The sequence below is a fragment of the Sphingomonas sp. PL-96 genome, assembly GCF_020707215.1.
GTDB lineage: Bacteria > Pseudomonadota > Alphaproteobacteria > Sphingomonadales > Sphingomonadaceae > Sphingomonas.
In genome coordinates, this window is sequence record NZ_JAJFET010000004.1 from 140,546 (window position 1) to 159,243 (window position 18,698).

Here is an 18,698-nt window from a genome sequence, read left to right on the forward strand (position 1 = left end):
TGCTACGCCGGCTCCGGCTCGGGGGCAATGCTCCTGCGCCATGGCAGCGTGCAGGCGCAGCCGCCTGGTGATAGGATGAAACGCTGGAGCGATTGTGGAGAGACGCGATGGGCGTGACCGGTATCGGCGGCTTCTTCTTCCGCGCACGGGCTCCGGAGTCGCTTCGCGCCTGGTATGCCGAGCTTTTGGGGATTGGTGCGGACTCGAACGGCGCCTGGGAGACCCAGGCGGGTCCGACCATCTTTGCGCCCTTTGCCGCCGACACCGATTATTTCGCCGCCGACCGGCAGTGGATGCTCAACCTGCGCGTCACCGATCTCGACGGCCTTTCCGCGGCGCTGGAGCGGGCGGGCGTCCCGGTCCTCACCAAGCCGGAGTGGGACATGCCCGGCATCGGCCGCTTCGCGCGCATCCACGATCCCGAGGGCAACCCGATCGAGCTGTGGGAATCCGCCGCCCCTGCCGCCGGCGTAGAGCCGTAGGCCGGTCCGGCGGTGCGAGTCGTCGATCACCAGCCCAACGCATGGTTCCTGCTCGAGGAGGGCGCCGCCTGCTCAGCAAGACGGCGGTACCGGCGGCTGGCCCGGCGTACAGGGTCGGCGCTTCAACCTCAGACGCAGCGTGGGTCGCGTTCCGGCGCACCGGCGCCGCGGGTGCTCCAGCTGCCGTTCGGAGTCTGGTATTTTTCACCCGGCCGGGTCTTGGCGATCAGGTTGCAGCCGGAGACGAACGCGAACTGCTCCACCGTCGCACCATTGGCGGCCAGCCGGGTGTACGCCGCCTTGCGCTTGATGTTGATGCTGTTGACCAGCGCGCGCAATTCGGGCGTGGCATTGCCGACGATGCCCAGATAGCCGTCCGTCTGCTCGCCGACCTGGCCCGCCGAACGCGCGGCCTCATAGGCGGGGTCGCGCTGTGCCCAGGCGGCGCCCGCCATGCCGGTGACCGCAACCGCCGCGGCGGCCGCGAACACGATCTTCATTCCCTTGCGCATCTTAGAAAATCCCCGGATTCTGCTGGATCAGGCTCTTCGCCTCACCGTCCAGACGATACACCACTTCCTGCGTAATGTTGATGTTCAGGTTGATCTCGATCGGCTTGTCCGGTGCGCTCACGTTCACGCAACCGGCCGTCGCCGCCACGATCGCGACGCCCAGCGCCGCTGCCATCCACCTACGCATCTGCACGCCTCATCGTGTTGTTCCTGACATATTGCCGCTTTCGGAGGGCTGAACGGGCCGCGTCGGCATGACCGGCTGCGGGACGGCCGGCTGCGGCGCTGCTGGCGCCGGCCCCGAGGTGGCGGCGTCCTTCTGCGCGTCCATCAGCGCCGGCAGGTTGCGCTCGATCAGCCGCTTGGGATCGTAATAGCTCTGCACCGAATCGATCAGCTGACGGAAAGGCGCCTTGATTCGCACGTTGAACACGAACGGCAGCCGCGCCAGCCGGCGGATCAGGAAGTTGGACTGTGCCCCCTCCCCCTGGCTCACGCCCCGGAAGCGGATCGCGGTCACCATCTCGCCCGCCAGCGGCCCGTTCATCTCCAGCGTGAGGTTCTGGTAATCGAGGCTTTTGAGCGCCTGGAAGGCCAGATTGCCCCAGACGCCGACGTCTTCCTTGGTCACCTCACCGACATAGGCGATGTTGCCGCCGCCTTCGCGCGCCACCAGCCGGCCGCCCTCGATCCGCCCGCCGTGCATGTCGAAGATCATCGGCAGCACGCCGTCGAAGGTCCCGCTCGCGTTGAGGTTGTCGAACTCATATTCCTGAAGCAGCAGGCCGGCATCCACGCCCGTCGCGCGAAAGGTCATGCGCCGCTCCTCTTGCGGTGCGAAGTCCAGCAGCGTCGGCTCCAGCACCATGCTCCCGCCGGCGAGCGGCCAGCGCCCGCCCTCAATCTGGATGCGCTGCTCGGGGACCAGCCGATAGCGGACCTCGCCGTCCTTGAACGGAATGCCGGGATTCGCCTCGGCAACGGTGACCAGCTGGTTGGGCGCGGTCACCAGACCCAGAAGGTCGGTGAAGTGGATTTCGCCCGCAATCCCCGTCGCCGGACCGAAGGCGGCGGCCAGGTCGGTGCCCGCGGTGCGGAAGGTGCCGGTGCTGGTCACACCCTCGCCGTTCCAGGCGATATGACCGTCGCCGGTCACCGTCCCCTTCACCTCGGCGATCACGCCAAAGGTGAGCGGCGTCAGTTCCTCGGGCTGGAAATTCTCGCCAAAGCTGATGCCCGGCACCTTCAGCTCGGCCGTGCCCGCGCCGCGGCCCAGGTCATGGGTGATGGCGACCGTTGCCACCATCACCCGCTTGGCCGGGTGCCGGAGCGTTCCCGTCGCCGTGATGGTGTTGCCGGCCAGGGTCAGCGCGACGTCATCGCTCGCCAGCGTCTCGAACCGGCGCTGCTCGCCGGTCTGCACATCGTCCAGCTTGAGGGCACCGGCAAGCTTCAGCACGCCACCCGCAAAGCGCCAGTCGCCCGCCGCGCCCGACAACAGCAGCGGCACACTGCCGATCTGCCCCGCCCCTTCGGCAAAGCGCCCGCCGACGCCGCCGTTCGCGATCCGCCCCTCCAGCCGCCCGGCATCGATCCGCGTCACCCGCTCGGGCGCGCCGATCCGGCTCTCCACGCCCTCAAGCGCAAAGCTCAGGTTGCCAAGGCCGAAGCGCCCGCCCCGCATCGCCAGCGCCATCGGGCTGCTCCCCAGCCGCCCGGCAAGCCGCGTCGCCCCCAGCCGCGCCCCGCCGCGCAGGCCCCCGCGATCCACCGCCACCAGCGCGCGGTCCGTCGGGCAGAGGCGCAGCCGCGCGGGCTCCAGCACCAGTGACGAAACCGCCAGCCGCTGCCAGCCGACCGCCGTGCAGTCCGGGTTCACCGTCACGGCCGAACCGCCATCCCAATGCCCCGACAGCGGCACCGTCAGCCCGTCGACCCGCCCATCCGCGAGCGGGCCGCTCAGCGTTGCCTGGGTGTCGAAGCGGGTGTGCCCATCGCTGGCACGGGCGAAGCGCACCGGGGTGAGCGCCAGGCGCGCGCCACCCGCAGCATAGGGCCGCACGATGGCGGTGCCGGTGATGGCACCACCGGGCTGCGCCTGCGCCAGCTGCACCGCCGCCTCCGGCAGCCCGCCACCGCCGGCCGTCAGCATGCCGTTGAGCGCCAACCCACCGTTGGGCCAGCCATAGGCGACGCCTTCGCGACCAGCGAGCACCACGCTCGCCCCGCTCGCGGCATCCGCCGACAGCCGACGCACCACCAGCCGGCCACCCTTGGCGCCCTGGGTCACGCCCAGCTGCGCCGCCACCTCGAACTTCTGCCCGGCCGCCATTCCGGCGCGCGCCAGCGCCGCCATCAGCGGCCCGACCGGCGATCCCGCGCCGGCCGATCCCAGCGCGGCCACCTGCCGCAGCGTCGTCTGCGGCAGCGCCAGGCCCTGGGCTGCAACCGTCCCGTCGAACGCCTGCTGCGCGCCGACGCGATAGCGCCCGTCGATCGCGAGCCCGATGCCGCCGATGCCCGCCGCCGCAAAGCGGCCGCTCTCCAGCTGCGCATTGCCCTGGGTATCGCGGGCGCTGCCGCTGAAATCGACGCGCCCTTTCAGCCCACGCACCTGTGCGCCGGCGCTTGCCAGCCCGGCAGCGGCAAGCTCGGCCCGGCCCTGCCAGCGGTCAAGCCGCTCGCCCAAGGTCAGCTCCAGCCGGGTGGCGAGCCCGGTCAGCCGCGTGTCGCCACAGGCCAGCGACGCCGCGCGCACGGGCCCCGCCAGCGACGGCCGCGCGTCCGCGATGCGGATCGTGACTGCCGCGCTCAGCTGCCGCACCGTGCACGCGCCGCCCGCCGCCAGCCGGTCCGACGCCGCGGCAAGACTGCCTGAAAAGCCGTCGTCCAGCCGCCCGCTGCCGCTCAGCTTCAGCCCAACGACCCCGCCCGGCGTTTCGAGCCGCATGCGCGCGTCGGCGATTTCCGCGTCCAGCTCGGGCAGCGCGAACGGCTTGCCCGACGGGGCCGGCAGCAGCTTGTCGATCGCGCCCAGCGACACCTTGCCATTCACAAGCCGCCCGCGCAGCCGCACATGGCCGACCCGCACGCCCGTCACTTCCGGTCCCGACAGCGTCATGCGCGTGCGCAGCTCGGCCCAGTCCGCCACCAGATCGGGGTCGCGCGGATCGCCGATCACCACATCGGTCAGCCGCTGGCGGCCGAGATTCAGGTCGGCGATCCTGTAGCGGGCCGGCACGCCGCGTTCGGCAAGCGCCTGGCGCACGAAATTGTCGGCGATCGGCTTGCGAACGACCCACAGCGCGATCAGCGCTAGCAGCAGCACAAGCGCCACCACCAGCGCCGCGCGCCTGCGGCGCGACCAACGCCGCCGCTCGGGCAGCCCTTCCGGCATCAGGCCATCCGGCGTGTCGGTGGTCTCAGACGTCACGCCGGCTGCACTCTCCCTTGGCCGCGGATCGTTACGACCCCCGCGTGGTGGGTCAAGCTCCACGATTGCGCACGATCCCTGCACCGCCTAGCCTCAACGGACCATGAACGCACCGCCTGGGCCCAGCACCGACGGCACCGGCCACCGCGCACGCTTGCGCGGGCGGCTGCTCGACGACGGCGGAGAGGCGCTGCTCGACCATGAGCTGGTCGAATATCTGCTGGCGCTCGCCATCCCGCGCCGCGACACCAAGCCGCTGGCCAAGGCGCTGCTGCACGAGTTCGGCGGGCTGGGCGGGCTCTTGTCGGCCGATCCCCGCGCGATCGCGCGTGTGCCGGGCATGGGCGACACCGCGGTGGCCGCGCTCAAGATTGCCCATGCCTCGGCGATCCGCATGCTGCGCGGCGAGATGGCGGCACGGCCGGTACTGTCCAACTGGCAGGCGGTGCTCGATTATCTTCACGCCGAAATGGCCTATCACACCATCGAGCGGGTGCGCGTCCTGCACCTCAACGTCCGCAACATGCTGATCCGAGACGAGCTGGTGGCGGAGGGGTCGATCGACCAGGCGCCCGTCTATGCGCGCGAAGTGATCCGCCGCGCGATCGAACTCGGCTCGGCTGCACTGATCCTGGTGCACAACCATCCCAGTGGCGACGTCACCCCCAGCCGCGCCGACATCGACCTCACCCGCATCGTCGTGCAGGCGGCCAAGCACCTCGACATCGCCGTCCACGACCATGTCATCATCGGAACGCAAGACCATACCAGCCTGCGCGCCAAGGGGCTGATGTAGGGGGGAGGCTCCCCAGCCGACCGCCTCTGGGGGCAGCGGAACCTCGCCCCCGGCCGTGCTCCTGCGCAGGCAGGAGCCCAGGGCCCCAGGTTCTGCAGCCGTTGCCTGCCTGACCCTGGATCCCTGCCTGCGCAGGGATACGGCTGCGTGGGGGACCTGCCCTCCCGTCGCGATGATTGCGGAAAGCCGGACTTCAGCGCCGGTCCTCAAGACGCGGAAACATGGCGGGTTGAAGGAAGTATAACCCGCCCCAAAAGCAAACGGCCGCCGGACGGAAGTCCGGCGGCCGGCACCGGCCCAGGGGAAGGAGGCCGGAATGGGGTGATTGGATCCCTCGCTGCGGGGTCAGCCCGCCGCGCTGGTCAGAAAACTGGTCAGCTCGGCTTTCGACACCGTCTTCGACTTGTCGGTGTCCGCCTGGGCGAAGGCCTGGGTAATCCAGGTCTTCATCTGCGGGCTGTCGGCCGTGGCACCGGGCTCGGTCGCGGAGCGCAGCGATGCCATCCAGGCGCCGAACTGTGTCTGCGTCAGCGTGTCCTTGCCGCCGGAATATTTGGCGAAATCCTGCTCGACCACCTGCGCGATCTGCGACGGGGTCGCGGCTGCGGACGACTGCGCATCGGGCGCCGACTGCGGTGCTGCCTGAGTCGTGTCCGGCGTGGTCGCCGTCGGCGGCAAGCTTTGCTGCTGCGCACCCGGCGTACCCACCCCTGCGGACGGACTTCCCGGCGTGGTCTGGCCGGTCTGCGCCAGTGCAGGCGCAGCAACCGCGATCGCACCGATCAGAAGAATCTGCTTCAACATCTTCAGCCTCCATTTCCAATGCTTGCGCCCACCGGCAGCTTGTCGGTGCAGCGCCTCTGGCTGTGAGGAGAATATAGGCATTGTTTCTTTGATTTCACCACTGGCTGGCCATGCGTCGGACGGCATCTTGTCGGCTTTTCCGCTCGACTCGGGGGCCAAGCGTTGGCATTCGGCGGCCAACCGACCCTCCAGACAGGCAGACCCGCATGGTTCCCCGCTACGCCCGCCCCGAGATGACCGCGATCTGGTCGCCGGAGACTCGCTTCGCCATCTGGTTCGAGATCGAGGCGCACGCCACCGACGCGCTCGCCGAACTGGGCGTGGTGCCCAAGGACGCGGCCGAAAAGATCTGGGCCGCGCACGAAGCCGCGGGCCCGTTCGACATCGCCCGCATCGACGCGATCGAAGCGGAGACCAAGCACGACGTCATCGCCTTCCTGACCCATGTGTCGGAGCGGACCGGCCCGGAAGCGCGCTTCCTCCACCAGGGCATGACCTCGTCCGACGTGCTCGACACCTGCCTGGCCGTCCAGCTCGCCCGCGCGTCCGACATCCTCATCGCCGACCTCGACCGGCTGCTCGAAGTGCTCAAGCGCCGCGCCTATGAGCACAAGCTCACCCCGACGATCGGCCGCAGCCACGGCATCCATGCCGAGCCGGTCACCTTCGGCCTCAAGATGGCCGAGGCGTACGCCGAGTTCGCCCGCAACCGCGCCCGCCTGGTCGCCGCGCGCGCCGACGTCGCCACCTGCGCGATTTCCGGCGCGGTCGGCACCTTCGCCAACATCGACCCGCGCGTCGAAGCCTATGTCGCCGACAAGCTCGGCCTCTCGGTCGAGCCGGTCTCCACCCAGGTGATCCCGCGCGACCGCCACGCGATGTTCTTCGCGACGCTGGGCGTCATCGCCTCGTCGATCGAGCGGCTCGCGACCGAAGTCCGCCACCTCCAGCGCACCGAGGTGCTCGAGGCCGAGGAGTATTTCTCGCCGGGCCAGAAGGGTTCGTCGGCGATGCCGCACAAGCGCAACCCGGTCTTGACTGAGAACCTGACCGGCCTCGCCCGCATGGTCCGCAGCGCCACCATCCCGGCGATGGAGAACGTCGCCCTGTGGCACGAGCGCGACATCTCGCACTCCTCGGTGGAGCGCTACATCGGCCCGGACGCGACCATCACCCTCGACTTCGCGCTCGCACGCCTCACCGGCGTCATGGACAAGCTGCTGGTCTATCCGGCGCGCATGCAGAAGAACCTCGACCGCATGGGCGGGCTGGTCCACTCGCAGCGGGTGCTGCTGGCGCTGACCCAGGCGGGCGTGAGCCGCGAAGACGCCTATCGCCTCGTCCAGCGCAACGCGATGAAAGTCTGGGAATCGGACGGCGCGCTGTCGCTGCTCGACCTGCTCAAGGCCGATGCGGAAGTCACCGCCGCGCTTTCGCCGGAGGAGATCGAGGCCCGCTTCGACCTCGATTATCACTTCAAGAACGTCGACACGATCTTCGCCCGGGTGTTCGGGGAAGCGTGAGCCAGACGCTCCGGCCGCACATGCGGCCGGAGCGATCAAACGCAGTGTGGCCTATCTCCTTGGACCCACGAAGTAAGGCGTGTTCTACTCCGGGATCGTACCGTCCAGTTCCCGTAACCGCGCCTCGATCAACGGCGCGAGCTGATAGATCGCCGTTAGTTCGGGTAGCTGATGCCGCGTTTCGTCCTTCCCGGCGAAGGTACCGAAATACTTTACTGTGACGCCGTTAAACCACATGCGTGCAATCGTTTTCCGGTTGTTGTCGTCCAGCAAGATCGCGCAGTAGGACTTGGCATCGCGCAGGATAATCCGCTTCGGATCCACCAGCCGGGACGCGATTGCCTGAACGATGTGGAAGCCGGAAATCTCTTCCTGCGTCGTGACCACGTCCTCTTCATTACCAGGAGCTTCTGCCGCTTCGGCGACAACAGGAGCGGGCGCGGCGGCGTTGAGCGCAGACGAAAGACGCTCGTTGACCAGATCGCGCACGAGCGCACTGATCGTCGCCACAAGCATCTTCGTGAAGTTCTCCTTCACGGCCGGTGTCAGTCGGCCACCGTGCACCCGCCGGGCGAGCAACTCGACGAACCCCTCTGAAGGCTCAGCGAACTCCCGCTCCAGCTCCCTGCGGAGGAGCGACTGCACCTTGAGGTTGCCGGCCTCCTGAACGATCTTCTCGATGTCGAAGCTGGCCTTCGCGAACTTCTCGATCGTCTTCGCATCGGTCGGCTTCAGCGCGTCCATCGAGAAAGAAAAGAAGGGCTTCTCGTCCATGATGTTCGGCTTCTCGACATCGGAGAAGAACTGATAGTTGACGCCGTTGGTCAGCACCGCCAGCCGGGCATCGGTCGCTGTGAAATAGCGGAAGAGCTGGGAGGCGTGCTTGACGTTCAACTCCGACGCGGCTGGCTTGCACTCGATCAGGACATCGACACTGCCGCCCTTGCATATCGCATAATCAACCTTCTCGCCCTTCTTAGTACCGACGTCGGCGGTGAACTCCGGCACCACCTCCGCCGGGTTGAAAACGTCATAGCCTAGCGCCTGAAGAAAGGGCATGACCAACGCTGTCTTCGCTGCCTCTTCCGTAAGCAGAACTTCGCGATGCTCGATGCTGCGCTTCTGCAGATCCGCAAGTTTCATGCCCAAGTCCATGCAAGCCCCCTATTCCCCTGTCGAAATAGTTGCGCGTTTCCATTTCGGACGCAAGTAGGCTCGCAATCACTACTGGTGGGTGTGAACACCTCGCCTTGCGCGGCCCTATCCCCGCCGCCGGACGCCGATGCGCAGCAGCGCGAGCAGGCCGATCGCCATCCAGATGGTGTTGTTGAACACGCTCGGCAGCGCGCCGTGAGTCCAGGCGTTGGTAGCCATGCCGAGCGCGCCGCCCACGTTCATCAGCTGATAGGGCCAGCCCCGCGCATCCAGCCGGCCGGTCGACAAGAGCGCATAGGCGAGCAGGATCGAAAACGACCCCGACCAGCCGACCACCTCGATCCACATCGCCCGTTCTCCGCTACCTCGCGCTTGTGTCGGCCGCCGGAGCGGGAACTGCAATCCCGTGCGGTTCTATTCCCTGCCGCCCCAGCGCCACCGCCAGCCGCCGCGGGTGTGGGCGGCGGCAAGCGCCACCACGACGGCGGTCAGCACCACGACCACCACGCCAAATCCGCGCGGATGCGTCGGGGCCAGGAAGCGTCCCGCCAGCGAAATCGCCACGCCATAGGCGCCGATCAGCACCCAGCCTTGCCAGGCAATCGGCAAGCCTGCGCCATAGCCGAAGCGCTTGGGCGCGAACCATGCGTCGTCATCCTTCATCCTGGTTCTCCTTGGGTGGCCGGCCGCGCCGTACCGGCTGCGGCTCGGCAAGCTTCACGCCCCGCCTGGCGAGGGCTTCGCGCAACAGGCACTCCACCTGCGCATTGACGCTGCGCAGCTCGCCCGCGGCCGTGCGCTCGATCGCCGCGTACAGCGCGGGATCGAGCCGCAGGGGAAATGCCTTTTTCGGGGGTGCCGCCACGTTACTGGTACAGCGAGCCCGCGTTGACGACCGGCTGGGTGTCGCGCTCCGAACAGAGCACCACCATCAGGTTCGACACCATCGCCGCGCGCCGCTCGTCGTCGAGCTCGACCACGTTCTTTTCCGACAGCATGGTGAGCGCAGTCTCGACCATCGACACCGCCCCCTCGACCAGCTTCTGCCGCGCAGCGATCACCGCCTCCGCCTGCTGGCGGCGCAGCATCGCCTGGGCGATCTCCTGCGCATAGGCGAGGTGCGTCAGCCGGCATTCGTCGATGTGGACGCCCGCACTCGCCACCCGCTCCTGCAGTTCGACGCGCAGTTCCTCGCTCACCACATCGGCGTTGCCGCGCAGCGTCATCTCCTCATGGGTGAAGTCGTCGTACGGGTAGCGCGAGCCGATCGCGCGCACCGCGCTCTCGATCTGCACCATCACGAACGCCTTGTAGTCGTCGACATCGAACAGCGCCTGCGCGGTGTCCGCGACGCGCCACACGACGTTGGACGCGATCTCGATCGGGTTGCCGCGCAGGTCGTTCACCTTCAGCCGCTCGGAGGTGATGTTGTGGATGCGCACCGAGACCTTGGACTTGGTGAGCCACGGCCAGTTCCAGCGCAGGCCGGTGCTGCGATCGGTGCCGCGATAGTCGCCGAACAGCAGGATCGCCGCCGCCTGGTTGGGCTGGAGCAGGTAGAAGCCGCAGGCCACCAGCAGCAGCGCGACGCCCGCCACGACCAACAGCACGATGCCCCACGGATGCGCGGGCGCATTCCCCGCACCAACGCCGCCGAGCACGATGAGTCCCAGCCCCACCAGAAGCATTGCAAAGCCATTGTATGCCGCCGCCGGCCGCTCCAGGCTCTGCCGCAACACCCGATCCGATCCCATCTCCGCCTCCCTGTATAATGTGATATCAGTTTTATATCAGGCGCGGGGAAACGCAAGCGGGATTGGAGTGGGACCAACAACCGGTGGAATCGCGAGCAACCCTGGGCTCCTGCCTTCGCAGGAGCACGGGAGGGTGTGCAGGTAACGCTTCTCTCCATTCCGCAAAGAGCCTGGCTCGAGCGCCGCTCCGCCAATTGCAGAGACGCAGAACGGGGGGATTCTGGATCGGGTGCTTGAGGAAGCGTCGCAACCGAGGCCCCATTCACCCCGTGCTCCTGCGGAGGCAGGAGCCCAGGATTCCGCGCCACCCTCCGTGGCCCAGCCGAATCCCACCCGCGAGATACAAAGGAACGCAGCGCTCAGCGCTCCTCCCGCGCGGCCTCCGCGACGACGCGCTCTTCCGCCCCCTCATCGACAGCAGCTTCCCGCCGCCGATGCCGCGGCCGGGGCGGTTGCCCGCCCGCGGGCCAACCCTCGCGCTGCCGGGCGCGGTCGCCGTCGGCTTCCTCGGTCTGGTCGTGGAACAGCACCATCTGGGTCGGGAACGGCAGGTCGATGCCATGCTCCACCGCCGTCTCGTACAGCGCGAGCACCACGCGCGAGCGGGTGTGGACCACGCTGGTGCGCTTGGACTCCGTCCACCAGCGCGCGCGCAGGGTGATGTAGTTGTCGTCCAGGCCCCAGGGCAGCACCTCGGGCGGCGGATCCGCGACCACGCCCTCCACCTTGCGGAGCGCCGCCAGGAACAGCTCGGCCGCCTCGGCCGGCTTGTCGCCATAGCCGATGCCGACGTCGAACTGCTCGCGCCGCACCGGAAAGGCGGTGTTGACCATCACCGGCGAGATATAGAGCTCGGCGTTGGGGATGATGACGCGCCTGCCGTCATAGGTCTTGATCAGGGTCGCGCGGCTCTGGATGTGCTCGACCGTGCCTTCGTAATCCTTGATGACGATCTGGTCGCCGCGCCGGAACGGCCGCCGCATCAGCAGCAAGAGGCCCGCAAACAGGTTCTGCAGGATTTCCTTGAAGGCAAAGCCGATCGCGACCGAGCCGATGCCGAGGGTCGCGAGCACGTCCGACGGCTTGACGCTGGGGAAGACGATGGTCGCGGCCAGCAGCAGCGCAGCGACCATGACCGCGCCGAACGCCAGCGATCCCAGCAGGGCGCCCAGGTCGATGCGATGGCGCCGCCGTCCGACCCGCCTGATGCCCCAGGCAATCGCCTTGCCGACGCCCCACGCGACCAGCAGCAGCACGATGGCCGCGGCGATGTTGGGAAGCTGGAGAAAGAAGCCGTTGACCCAAACGTGCAGCTTTGCGGTGACGAGGTCGACCGGGTCGCGGATCGCAGGCGGCTGGACGGGCTTCATGCCCCAGGGGAACGCCGCCGAAACCAGCCCGGTTCCGGCGGCGGCTGGAGGTTACTGGAGGACGACGGTCACCGCGCGGCGGTTCTGCGCGTAGCTGCTCTCGTCGGAGCCGAGCGCCAGCGGACGTTCCTTGCCATAGCTGATCGTGGTGATGCGCGCCGCCGAAACGCCGCGGGCCGCCAGATAGTTGGACGCGGCGTTGGCGCGGCGATCACCGAGTGCCAGATTGTACTCGCGGGTGCCGCGCTCGTCCGCGTGGCCCTCAAGGGTGATGCGGACGTTGGGATAGCGCTGCAGCCACGCGGCCTGGCTGTCGAGCACCGAGCGCGCCTGCGGGTCGATGTCGTAGCTGTCGAGCGCAAAGTTGACGGTGTCGCTCGCGACCGAGCGCTGGAAGTCCTCGCGGCTGCCCGGCACCACGCCGGCGCCGGTGCCCGTGCCGGCACCCGTGTTGTCGACCGGCGCGGCCGTCTCGCCCGGAGCCGGCGGCAGCACTTCGGGCCGCTTCTTGGCGCAGCCGGCAGTCGCCACCAGTGCTGCCGCCACGATCAACTTGCTCGTAAGGTTTGCCATCGCTTGTCTCCCTCGATTACTGAAATATCTTCCGCCACAAGTGCGCACGGCGGCAAGCGCTAAAGCCGCTTTTTGTTACGTTTACCCTGCCGAACGCTAACCCTTTACGGGCGCAGCGGCCCCCAGCTGGGGTCCGACCCGTCGAGCGGCGTCGGGATGCGGCGGACGTTCTGGCCAGTGAGGTCGACCGACCACACGTCCGCCTTGCCCGCCCCGCCCTGCGACGCCCGGAAGAAGGTGAGCACGCGGCCGTTGGGCGACCAGCTCGGCCCTTCGTCGCCCCAGGCGTCGGACAGCAGCTTTTCGCCGCCGCCCGATGGGCTCATCACGCCGATGCGGAAGCTGCCGCCGCCCTGGCGCGTGAACGCGATCAGGTCGCCGCGCGGGCTCCACGACGGCGTCGCGTACCGGCCCGAGCCGAAGCTGATGCGCTGCTGGTTCGATCCGTCCGCGTTCATCACGTACAGCTGCTGCGTGCCCGAACGATCGCTCTCGAACACGATCCGGCTGCCGTCCGGCGAATAGCTGCCGCCGGTGTCGATGCCGGGCGAGTTGGTCAGCCGCTGCGGCGTGCCGCCAGCGGCGGGTACGCGGTAGATGTCGGTGTTCGACGCCTGCGCCATCGAGAAGATCACCCAGCGCCCGTCCGGCGAGAAGCGCGGCGCAAAGGTCAGGCTGGCGTTGCGCACCAGCAGCCGCTGCCGCCCCGAGCCGATGTCATAGACATAGATCGCCGGCCGCTCGTTCTGGTAGCTCATGTAGACGATCGACTGCTGGTTCGGCGCAAAGCGCGGCGTCAGCACGATCGACTGGCCGTTGGTCAGGAAGCGGTGGTTGGCGCCGTCCTGGTCCATGATCGCCAGCCGCTTGATGCGCTTGCCCTTGGGTCCCGTCTCCGAGACATAGACGATGCGGCTGTCGAAATACGGCCCCTCGCCCGACAAGCGGGTGTAGACGGTGTCGGCGCACTTGTGTGCCGCGCGACGCCATTCGGCCGGCGTCACCACAAAGCCCTGGCGGGTCAGCTCGGTGCGCGCGAACACGTCGTACAGATAGCAGCCCACCGTCAGCGTGCCGTCGCCATTGGCGCGCACAAAGCCCTGCACCAGCGCCTGTGCCTGGGTACCCGCCCAATAGCCGAAGTCGGGTGCGGCCGCCTGCGCGAACGGCACCGCGGCAATGCCCTGCGGCCCGCGCGGCGTGAACAGGCCGGAGTTCTTGAGGTCGTTGGCGACCACTTCGGCCAGCTGGCGGCCGAGCGCTTCGGTCTGGCCAGCGGCGGTGCCGACGTTGCTGGGCGTCGGCATCACCGGCACCGCGATCGGCATCGGATCGGAGATGCCGCCTTCGATGTCGACCTCGACCTGGGCATGGGCAGGCGCCGCGGCAAGGCCGAAGCTGAGGGATGCCAACGCAAGCGTGGCAACGCGGGACAAGGGGATACGCATGGCTCTCTCCGTCAGCCGGGCAGCTTGTAGTTGATGGTGATGTTCTTCCACCCGCCTTCGTACAATTCGTCGGGCAGTTCGAAGGGGGCACATTGGATGATCGCCGCCGCCGCGAGTTCGCCCACGCGCTGCGCGTAGCGGCCGTTCTCGTCGTCAACGCCGGTCTGGCCCATCAGCTTGGGACGCGCGGTCAGGCTGCCGTCCTTCGCCATCTGCAGGTTGATGCGCGACTTGATGCGGTTGGCGCCCGGCCCCGGATTGGTGATCCGGTTTGCGCAGGGCTGGACCTGCCGGCTGATCGCCGCGGCCAGGCCGGCGAGCGACTGTGCGCCGACCTTGGCCGCGCGCGCGGTCTGGCCCGTGCCCTTTTCGGCTGCGGTCTGGGCGAGGCTCTTGGCGAAGTCATCGCCCAGTCGCGATCCGCGCGGCTTGGCCGCCTTTGCCTTTTCGTCGGTGCCGCTGCCCTTGGCGGCAGCCGCCGGCTTGGGCTTGGCGGCAGCGGCAGCGGGCTTTGCCGGCGCCGGCTTGGCCGCAGGCTTCGCCGCCGGCTTGGGGGCGGGCTTCGGCGCCGGCTTCTCCGGTGCCTTGGGCGCAGGCTTGGGCGCCGGCTTGGGCTTCGGCGGTTGCGGCTTGGGCACAGGCTTTGGCGCCGGCTGCGGCTTGGGCGCAGGCTTCGGCTCCGGCCGGGGTTCCGGCTTAGGCTGCGGCACCGGCGGCGCGGGGGCTGGCTCGGGCTCCGGTTCGGGCGCCGTCTCTTCGGGCGGCGCCGCATCCTCCGGCGCGCCCTGGTCGGGGGCCACGGAGTCGGCGGGCGCCTCGGTATCGGCCGGCGCGGTCGATTCCAGCGCGACCTCGTCCACCAGGCTGACGTCGATCGGTGGGGACATCTTCAGCTCTTTGGGCTGCTCGCCCTTCCAGACGAGCGACAGGCCGACGAACAGCAGTGCGTGCCCGATCGCCGCTCCGCCCAGCGCCCATTTTTCCGTACGGCTCATCGCCGCACCTCCACTGCAAACCGCACGATCAGGGCGCATCCCCCTGCGTCGACACCAGCGCCACGCGGTTCAGCCCCGCGCGGTTGAGCTCGCCCATCACCCGCATCACCCGACCATAGTCGAGCGCAGTGTCGGCACGCAGCATCACCTGCCGCGGCTCGGCACCGGCCGGCTGGCTGCCGGCGATGCGCGCCAGCTGCTCGGGCAGCGCCTGCTCGCTGACGGGCGTGTCACCCACATAGATGGTGCCGTCGGCGGCAATGGATAGCTGGACCGGCTCCTGCTCCTGCTCCAGCCCCTTGGCGCGGCTGTCGGGCAGGTTCACCGGCACACCGGTGGTGAGCAGCGGCGCCGTCACCATGAAGATGATCAGCAGCACCAGCATGACGTCGACCAGCGGGGTCACGTTGATCTCCGCCATCGGCGTGCGCCGGCCCTTGCCGCGGCTGGACGGAAGCTGCATCGCCATGGGCTTAGTCCACGCCTTCCAGCTGGCGGCTCAGCGTCGCGTGGAACGCGTCGGCAAAGCGGTTGAGCCGCGCCTCCACCTGGTTGATGCGGTGGCTGTAGCGGTTGTACGCGATCACCGCGGGAATAGCCGCGAACAGGCCAATCGCCGTCGCGAACAGCGCCTCGGCGATGCCCGGCGCCACCACCGCAAGGCTGGTGTTCTGGGCCTGGGCAATGCCGGTGAAGCTGCGCATGATGCCCCACACCGTGCCGAACAGACCGACGAAGGGCGCGACCGACCCGATCGTCGCCAGCACGTTCAGCCGGTCCGACAGCTTGTCGACTTCCTCGGCCACCGCAGACCCCATGCTGGTCGCCAGCCGCTCACGCGTGCCGTCGCGGTCGATCGTGGTGCTGGCGGTCGAGCGGCGCCATTCGCGCACGCCGGCGGCAAAGACCTGCGCGACCGCGCTCTTGCCGGTCACGTGCTTCTTGTGGAACGCGTCGATGTCCTCGGTCCGCTCGAACTCCTCGACAAACGCCTCGGTATCGCGGCGCACGCGGCGCAGCCGCCCCAGGAAGGTCAGGATGATCGCCCAGGTCCAGATGCTGGCGGCCAACAGGCCCAGCATCACGAACTTCACCACCCAGTCCGCCTGCATGAACAAGCCAATCGGCGACATGGAGGCCGCGTCGGTATTTACCAGAACGTCCATCAGGCTCTCAGCTTTCCTTCCAGATCAGGGTCTCGAAAATGCGCCGCCAGGCCGGCGGGTGCCGGCGCGGGGCGCCCGATGGTGCCACGAATGCCGCCTCGACCTCCGCTTCGGCTACCAACAGCGAACCCTGCATTACTCGTTGATGAATGACGACCGATGCTGCGCGCAACTTTGTCATGCGGCTGACGATCAGCAGCACGTCGTTCAGCCGCGCCGGCGCGGCATAGCGGATATGGAGGTCGCGGATCGCATAGGCGCCCTCGCCCGCCTCGAACGCTGCGCGCTGGTCGCACCCGCCCAGCCGCAGCATGTCCGACCGCGCCCGCTCCATGTAGCGCAGGTAATTGGCGTGATAGACGACCCCCGACAGGTCCGTGTCCTCAAAATAGACGCGCAGCGCGAAGTGATGTTCGCAGCCGTCGAAGCGGCCTTCGCTGGGGCAGTCCAGGGGTGGCGTCATCCGCGCGGGTCTAGCGGAGGGCGCGAGGCCGGGGAAGAGTGCGCGCACAGTCCCCGCACCTGTTGTCCTGCTCTTTTCTCCTGTGGCCGAAAGGTCGGCGTCGGGGACGCGGCCTACTTGGTCGTTCTGCCGGAGGTTCGCACAGATACGCATGGCCTGTGGTTCAGGCGGACCTTCATCAGAACATCCGCGCTCCCGCGGAGGCGGGAGCCCAGGGTACCAAATGCGAACCGCCGTTGCTCTGCTTGACCCTGGATCCCTGTCTGCATAGGGATGCGGCCACGGGCACAGCGCGCGCTTACCCCTCGACCTGGCTCACATCCCGCACCGCACCCCGTGCCGCGTTGGTGGTGAGCGCGGCGTATGCCCGCAGTGCCGGCGACACGTTGCGCTTGCGCCCGAACGGCTTCCACGCCTTGGCGCCCCGCGCTTCCATTGCCGCGCGCCGTTCGGCGAGCACCGCGTCGTCCAGGTCCAGCCGGATGCCACGGTTCGGAATGTCGATCAGGATCGGATCGCCCGTCTCGACCAGCGCGATCAGCCCACCCTCGGCCGCTTCCGGCGAGACATGGCCGATCGACAGGCCGGAGGTGCCGCCGGAGAAGCGCCCGTCGGTGATGAGCGCACAGGCCGCGCCCAGCCCCTTCGACTTCAGATAGCTGGTCGGGTAGAGCATTTCCTGCATCCCCGGCCCGCCCTTGGGCCCTTCGTAGCGGATCACCACCACGTCGCCGGCCTCGACCTGGTTGCCCAGGATCCCCGCCACCGCCGCGTCCTGGCTCTCATAGACCCGCGCACGCCCACGGAAGGTCAGGATCGAATCGTCGACACCCGCCGTCTTCACGATGCACCCCTCGGGCGCGAGGTTGCCGAACAGCACCGCCAGGCCACCGTCCTTCGAGAAGGGGTGCTCGGTCGAACGGATCACGCCGTTCTGGCGATCGGTGTCGAGGTCTTCCCAGCGCTCGGCCTGACTGAATGCAGTCTGGGTCGGCACGCCGCCAGGTGCCGCGCGGAAGAAGTCGCGCACCTCCTCGCTGTTGGTGCGGCCGATGTCCCAGCGGGCCAGTGCGTCGCCAAGCGTCGGCGCGTGCACCGTCGGCAGGCTCGCGTCGATCAGCCCGCCGCGCTCCAGCTCGCCGAGGATCGACATGATGCCGCCCGCGCGGTGGACGTCCTCCATGTGCACATCGGCCTTGGCCGGGGCGACCTTGCACAGGCACGGCACCCGCCGCGAGAGCCGGTCGATGTCGGCCATGGTGAAGTCGACGCCGGCCTCATGGGCCGCCGCCAGCAGGTGGAGCACCGTGTTGGTGGAGCCCCCCATGGCGATGTCGAGGCTCATCGCATTCTCGAACGCACCCATCGTGGCAATGCCGCGCGGCGTGGCGGTCACATCGTCCTGCTCGTACCAGCGCTTGGCGAGATCGACGATCAGGTGCCCCGCCTCACGGAACAGCTTTTCGCGATCGGCGTGGGTCGCCAGCGTCGAGCCGTTACCCGGCAGCGACAAGCCCAGCGCCTCGGTCAGGCAGTTCATCGAATTGGCGGTGAACATGCCCGAGCAGCTGCCGCAGGTCGGGCACGCCGAACGCTCGACCGCGGCCACTTCCTCGTCGCTGTAGCTTTCGTCGGCGGCGACCACCATCGCGTCGACCAGGTCGAGCGCACGCTTCTTGCCCTTGATCACGACCTTGCCGGCCTCCATCGGCCCGCCGGAGACGAACACCACGGGGATGTTGATGCGCAGCGCGGCCATGAGCATGCCGGGGGTGATCTTGTCGCAGTTGGAAATGCACACCAGCGCGTCGGCGCAGTGCGCGTTGACCATATATTCGACGCTGTCGGCAATCAGCTCACGGCTGGGCAGCGAATAGAGCATGCCGTCGTGGCCCATGGCGATGCCGTCATCGACCGCGATGGTGTTGAACTCCTTGGCGACGCCGCCCGCCGCCTCGATCTCGCGCGCGACCAGCTGGCCCAGGTCCTTGAGGTGGACATGCCCCGGGACGAACTGGGTAAAGCTGTTGGAAATCGCGATGATCGGCTTGCCGAAGTCCGAATCCTTCATCCCCGTCGCGCGCCAGAGGCCGCGAGCGCCGGCCATGTTGCGGCCGTGGGTGGTGGTGCGGGAACGATATGCAGGCATGACAGACTTTCTAGCGGGATTGCGCCGCCCCTACGCCAGCCGCACAGCCGATCGCAACATTTTATTGCGCAATTT

20 protein-coding genes are annotated in these 18,698 nt (G+C 68.3%); 3 read left to right on the forward strand and 17 right to left on the reverse strand.

Annotated elements, in window-relative coordinates:
- The first annotated feature begins 107 nt into the window (after positions 1-107).
- The gene (locus LK533_RS09855) at positions 108-482 is read left to right on the forward strand and encodes a VOC family protein (protein ID WP_229362620.1); all 375 of its coding nucleotides are present in this window, start codon (positions 108-110) and stop codon (positions 480-482) included.
- A 128-nt stretch (positions 483-610) separates the two neighbouring features.
- Here LK533_RS09855 and LK533_RS09860 read toward each other — a convergent pair whose 3' ends face one another.
- Genes LK533_RS09860 through LK533_RS09870 form a run of 3 tightly spaced genes read right to left on the reverse strand, consistent with a single transcriptional unit; the run spans position 611 to position 4,427 of the window.
- The gene (locus LK533_RS09860) at positions 611-994 is read right to left on the reverse strand and encodes a YdbL family protein (protein WP_229362621.1); all 384 of its coding nucleotides are present in this window, start codon (positions 992-994) and stop codon (positions 611-613) included.
- A 1-nt stretch (position 995) separates the two neighbouring features.
- A complete protein-coding gene (locus LK533_RS09865; protein ID WP_229362623.1) occupies positions 996-1,181 on the reverse strand; it encodes a YnbE family lipoprotein in 186 nt (61 codons plus the stop codon).
- Between the two features lie 9 nt (positions 1,182-1,190).
- A complete protein-coding gene (locus LK533_RS09870; protein WP_229362624.1) occupies positions 1,191-4,427 on the reverse strand; it encodes a YdbH domain-containing protein in 3,237 nt (1,078 codons plus the stop codon).
- 103 nt (positions 4,428-4,530) lie between these two features.
- On the opposite strand from LK533_RS09870, the gene radC reads away from it, so the two are divergent.
- A complete protein-coding gene (gene radC / locus LK533_RS09875) occupies positions 4,531-5,223 on the forward strand; it encodes a RadC family protein (RefSeq protein ID WP_229362625.1) in 693 nt (230 codons plus the stop codon).
- Between the two features lie 345 nt (positions 5,224-5,568).
- Here the strand turns inward: radC and LK533_RS09880 are convergent, their stop codons facing one another.
- Complete coding sequence (locus LK533_RS09880) at positions 5,569-6,027, reverse strand: hypothetical protein (RefSeq protein WP_229362626.1); 459 nt, start codon at positions 6,025-6,027, stop codon at positions 5,569-5,571.
- 206 nt (positions 6,028-6,233) lie between these two features.
- Between LK533_RS09880 and purB the strand changes: the two genes are divergently transcribed.
- A complete protein-coding gene (purB, locus tag LK533_RS09885; protein WP_229362628.1) occupies positions 6,234-7,550 on the forward strand; it encodes an adenylosuccinate lyase in 1,317 nt (438 codons plus the stop codon).
- An 84-nt stretch (positions 7,551-7,634) separates the two neighbouring features.
- Here purB and LK533_RS09890 read toward each other — a convergent pair whose 3' ends face one another.
- The 13 genes from LK533_RS09890 to ilvD all read right to left on the reverse strand — a co-directional run bounded on the left by LK533_RS09890 (position 7,635) and on the right by ilvD (position 18,623).
- On the reverse strand, positions 7,635-8,693 hold the full coding sequence (locus LK533_RS09890) for a type I restriction endonuclease (protein ID WP_229362629.1): 1,059 nt from the start codon (positions 8,691-8,693) through the stop codon (positions 7,635-7,637).
- 117 nt (positions 8,694-8,810) lie between these two features.
- Positions 8,811-9,053 (reverse strand): CBU_0592 family membrane protein, encoded by a 243-nt coding sequence (locus LK533_RS09895; protein WP_229362631.1) that lies wholly within the window; start codon positions 9,051-9,053, stop codon positions 8,811-8,813.
- Positions 9,054-9,119: 66 nt separating this feature from the next.
- Entirely contained in the window at positions 9,120-9,368 is a 249-nt protein-coding gene (locus LK533_RS09900; RefSeq protein ID WP_229362632.1) for a hypothetical protein, read from the reverse strand.
- A complete protein-coding gene (locus LK533_RS09905) occupies positions 9,358-9,570 on the reverse strand; it encodes a toxin-antitoxin system HicB family antitoxin (protein WP_229362633.1) in 213 nt (70 codons plus the stop codon). The genes LK533_RS09900 and LK533_RS09905 overlap by 11 nt, the downstream gene beginning before the upstream one ends.
- A gap of 1 nt (position 9,571) precedes the next feature.
- Complete coding sequence (locus tag LK533_RS09910; protein ID WP_229362634.1) at positions 9,572-10,459, reverse strand: SPFH domain-containing protein; 888 nt, start codon at positions 10,457-10,459, stop codon at positions 9,572-9,574.
- A gap of 359 nt (positions 10,460-10,818) precedes the next feature.
- Positions 10,819-11,829, reverse strand: coding sequence for a mechanosensitive ion channel family protein (locus LK533_RS09915; RefSeq protein WP_229362636.1), 1,011 nt, complete (start codon positions 11,827-11,829; stop codon positions 10,819-10,821).
- A gap of 51 nt (positions 11,830-11,880) precedes the next feature.
- Positions 11,881-12,402: a peptidoglycan-associated lipoprotein Pal gene (gene pal / locus LK533_RS09920; protein WP_229362637.1), complete on the reverse strand. Its 522-nt coding sequence runs from the start codon at positions 12,400-12,402 to the stop codon at positions 11,881-11,883.
- 104 nt (positions 12,403-12,506) lie between these two features.
- Positions 12,507-13,850: a Tol-Pal system beta propeller repeat protein TolB gene (gene tolB, locus LK533_RS09925; RefSeq protein WP_229362638.1), complete on the reverse strand. Its 1,344-nt coding sequence runs from the start codon at positions 13,848-13,850 to the stop codon at positions 12,507-12,509.
- Positions 13,851-13,861: 11 nt separating this feature from the next.
- Entirely contained in the window at positions 13,862-14,845 is a 984-nt protein-coding gene (locus LK533_RS09930) for a cell envelope biogenesis protein TolA (protein ID WP_229362639.1), read from the reverse strand.
- 28 nt (positions 14,846-14,873) lie between these two features.
- Complete coding sequence (gene tolR, locus LK533_RS09935; RefSeq protein WP_229362640.1) at positions 14,874-15,314, reverse strand: protein TolR; 441 nt, start codon at positions 15,312-15,314, stop codon at positions 14,874-14,876.
- A gap of 4 nt (positions 15,315-15,318) precedes the next feature.
- Positions 15,319-16,011: a protein TolQ gene (gene tolQ / locus LK533_RS09940; protein ID WP_132882609.1), complete on the reverse strand. Its 693-nt coding sequence runs from the start codon at positions 16,009-16,011 to the stop codon at positions 15,319-15,321.
- A gap of 7 nt (positions 16,012-16,018) precedes the next feature.
- The gene (locus tag LK533_RS09945) at positions 16,019-16,474 is read right to left on the reverse strand and encodes a YbgC/FadM family acyl-CoA thioesterase (RefSeq protein ID WP_229362641.1); all 456 of its coding nucleotides are present in this window, start codon (positions 16,472-16,474) and stop codon (positions 16,019-16,021) included.
- A gap of 298 nt (positions 16,475-16,772) precedes the next feature.
- Positions 16,773-18,623, reverse strand: a complete 1,851-nt coding sequence (ilvD, locus tag LK533_RS09950; protein WP_229362642.1) for a dihydroxy-acid dehydratase — start codon at positions 18,621-18,623, stop codon at positions 16,773-16,775.
- Positions 18,624-18,698: the final 75 nt, after the last annotated feature.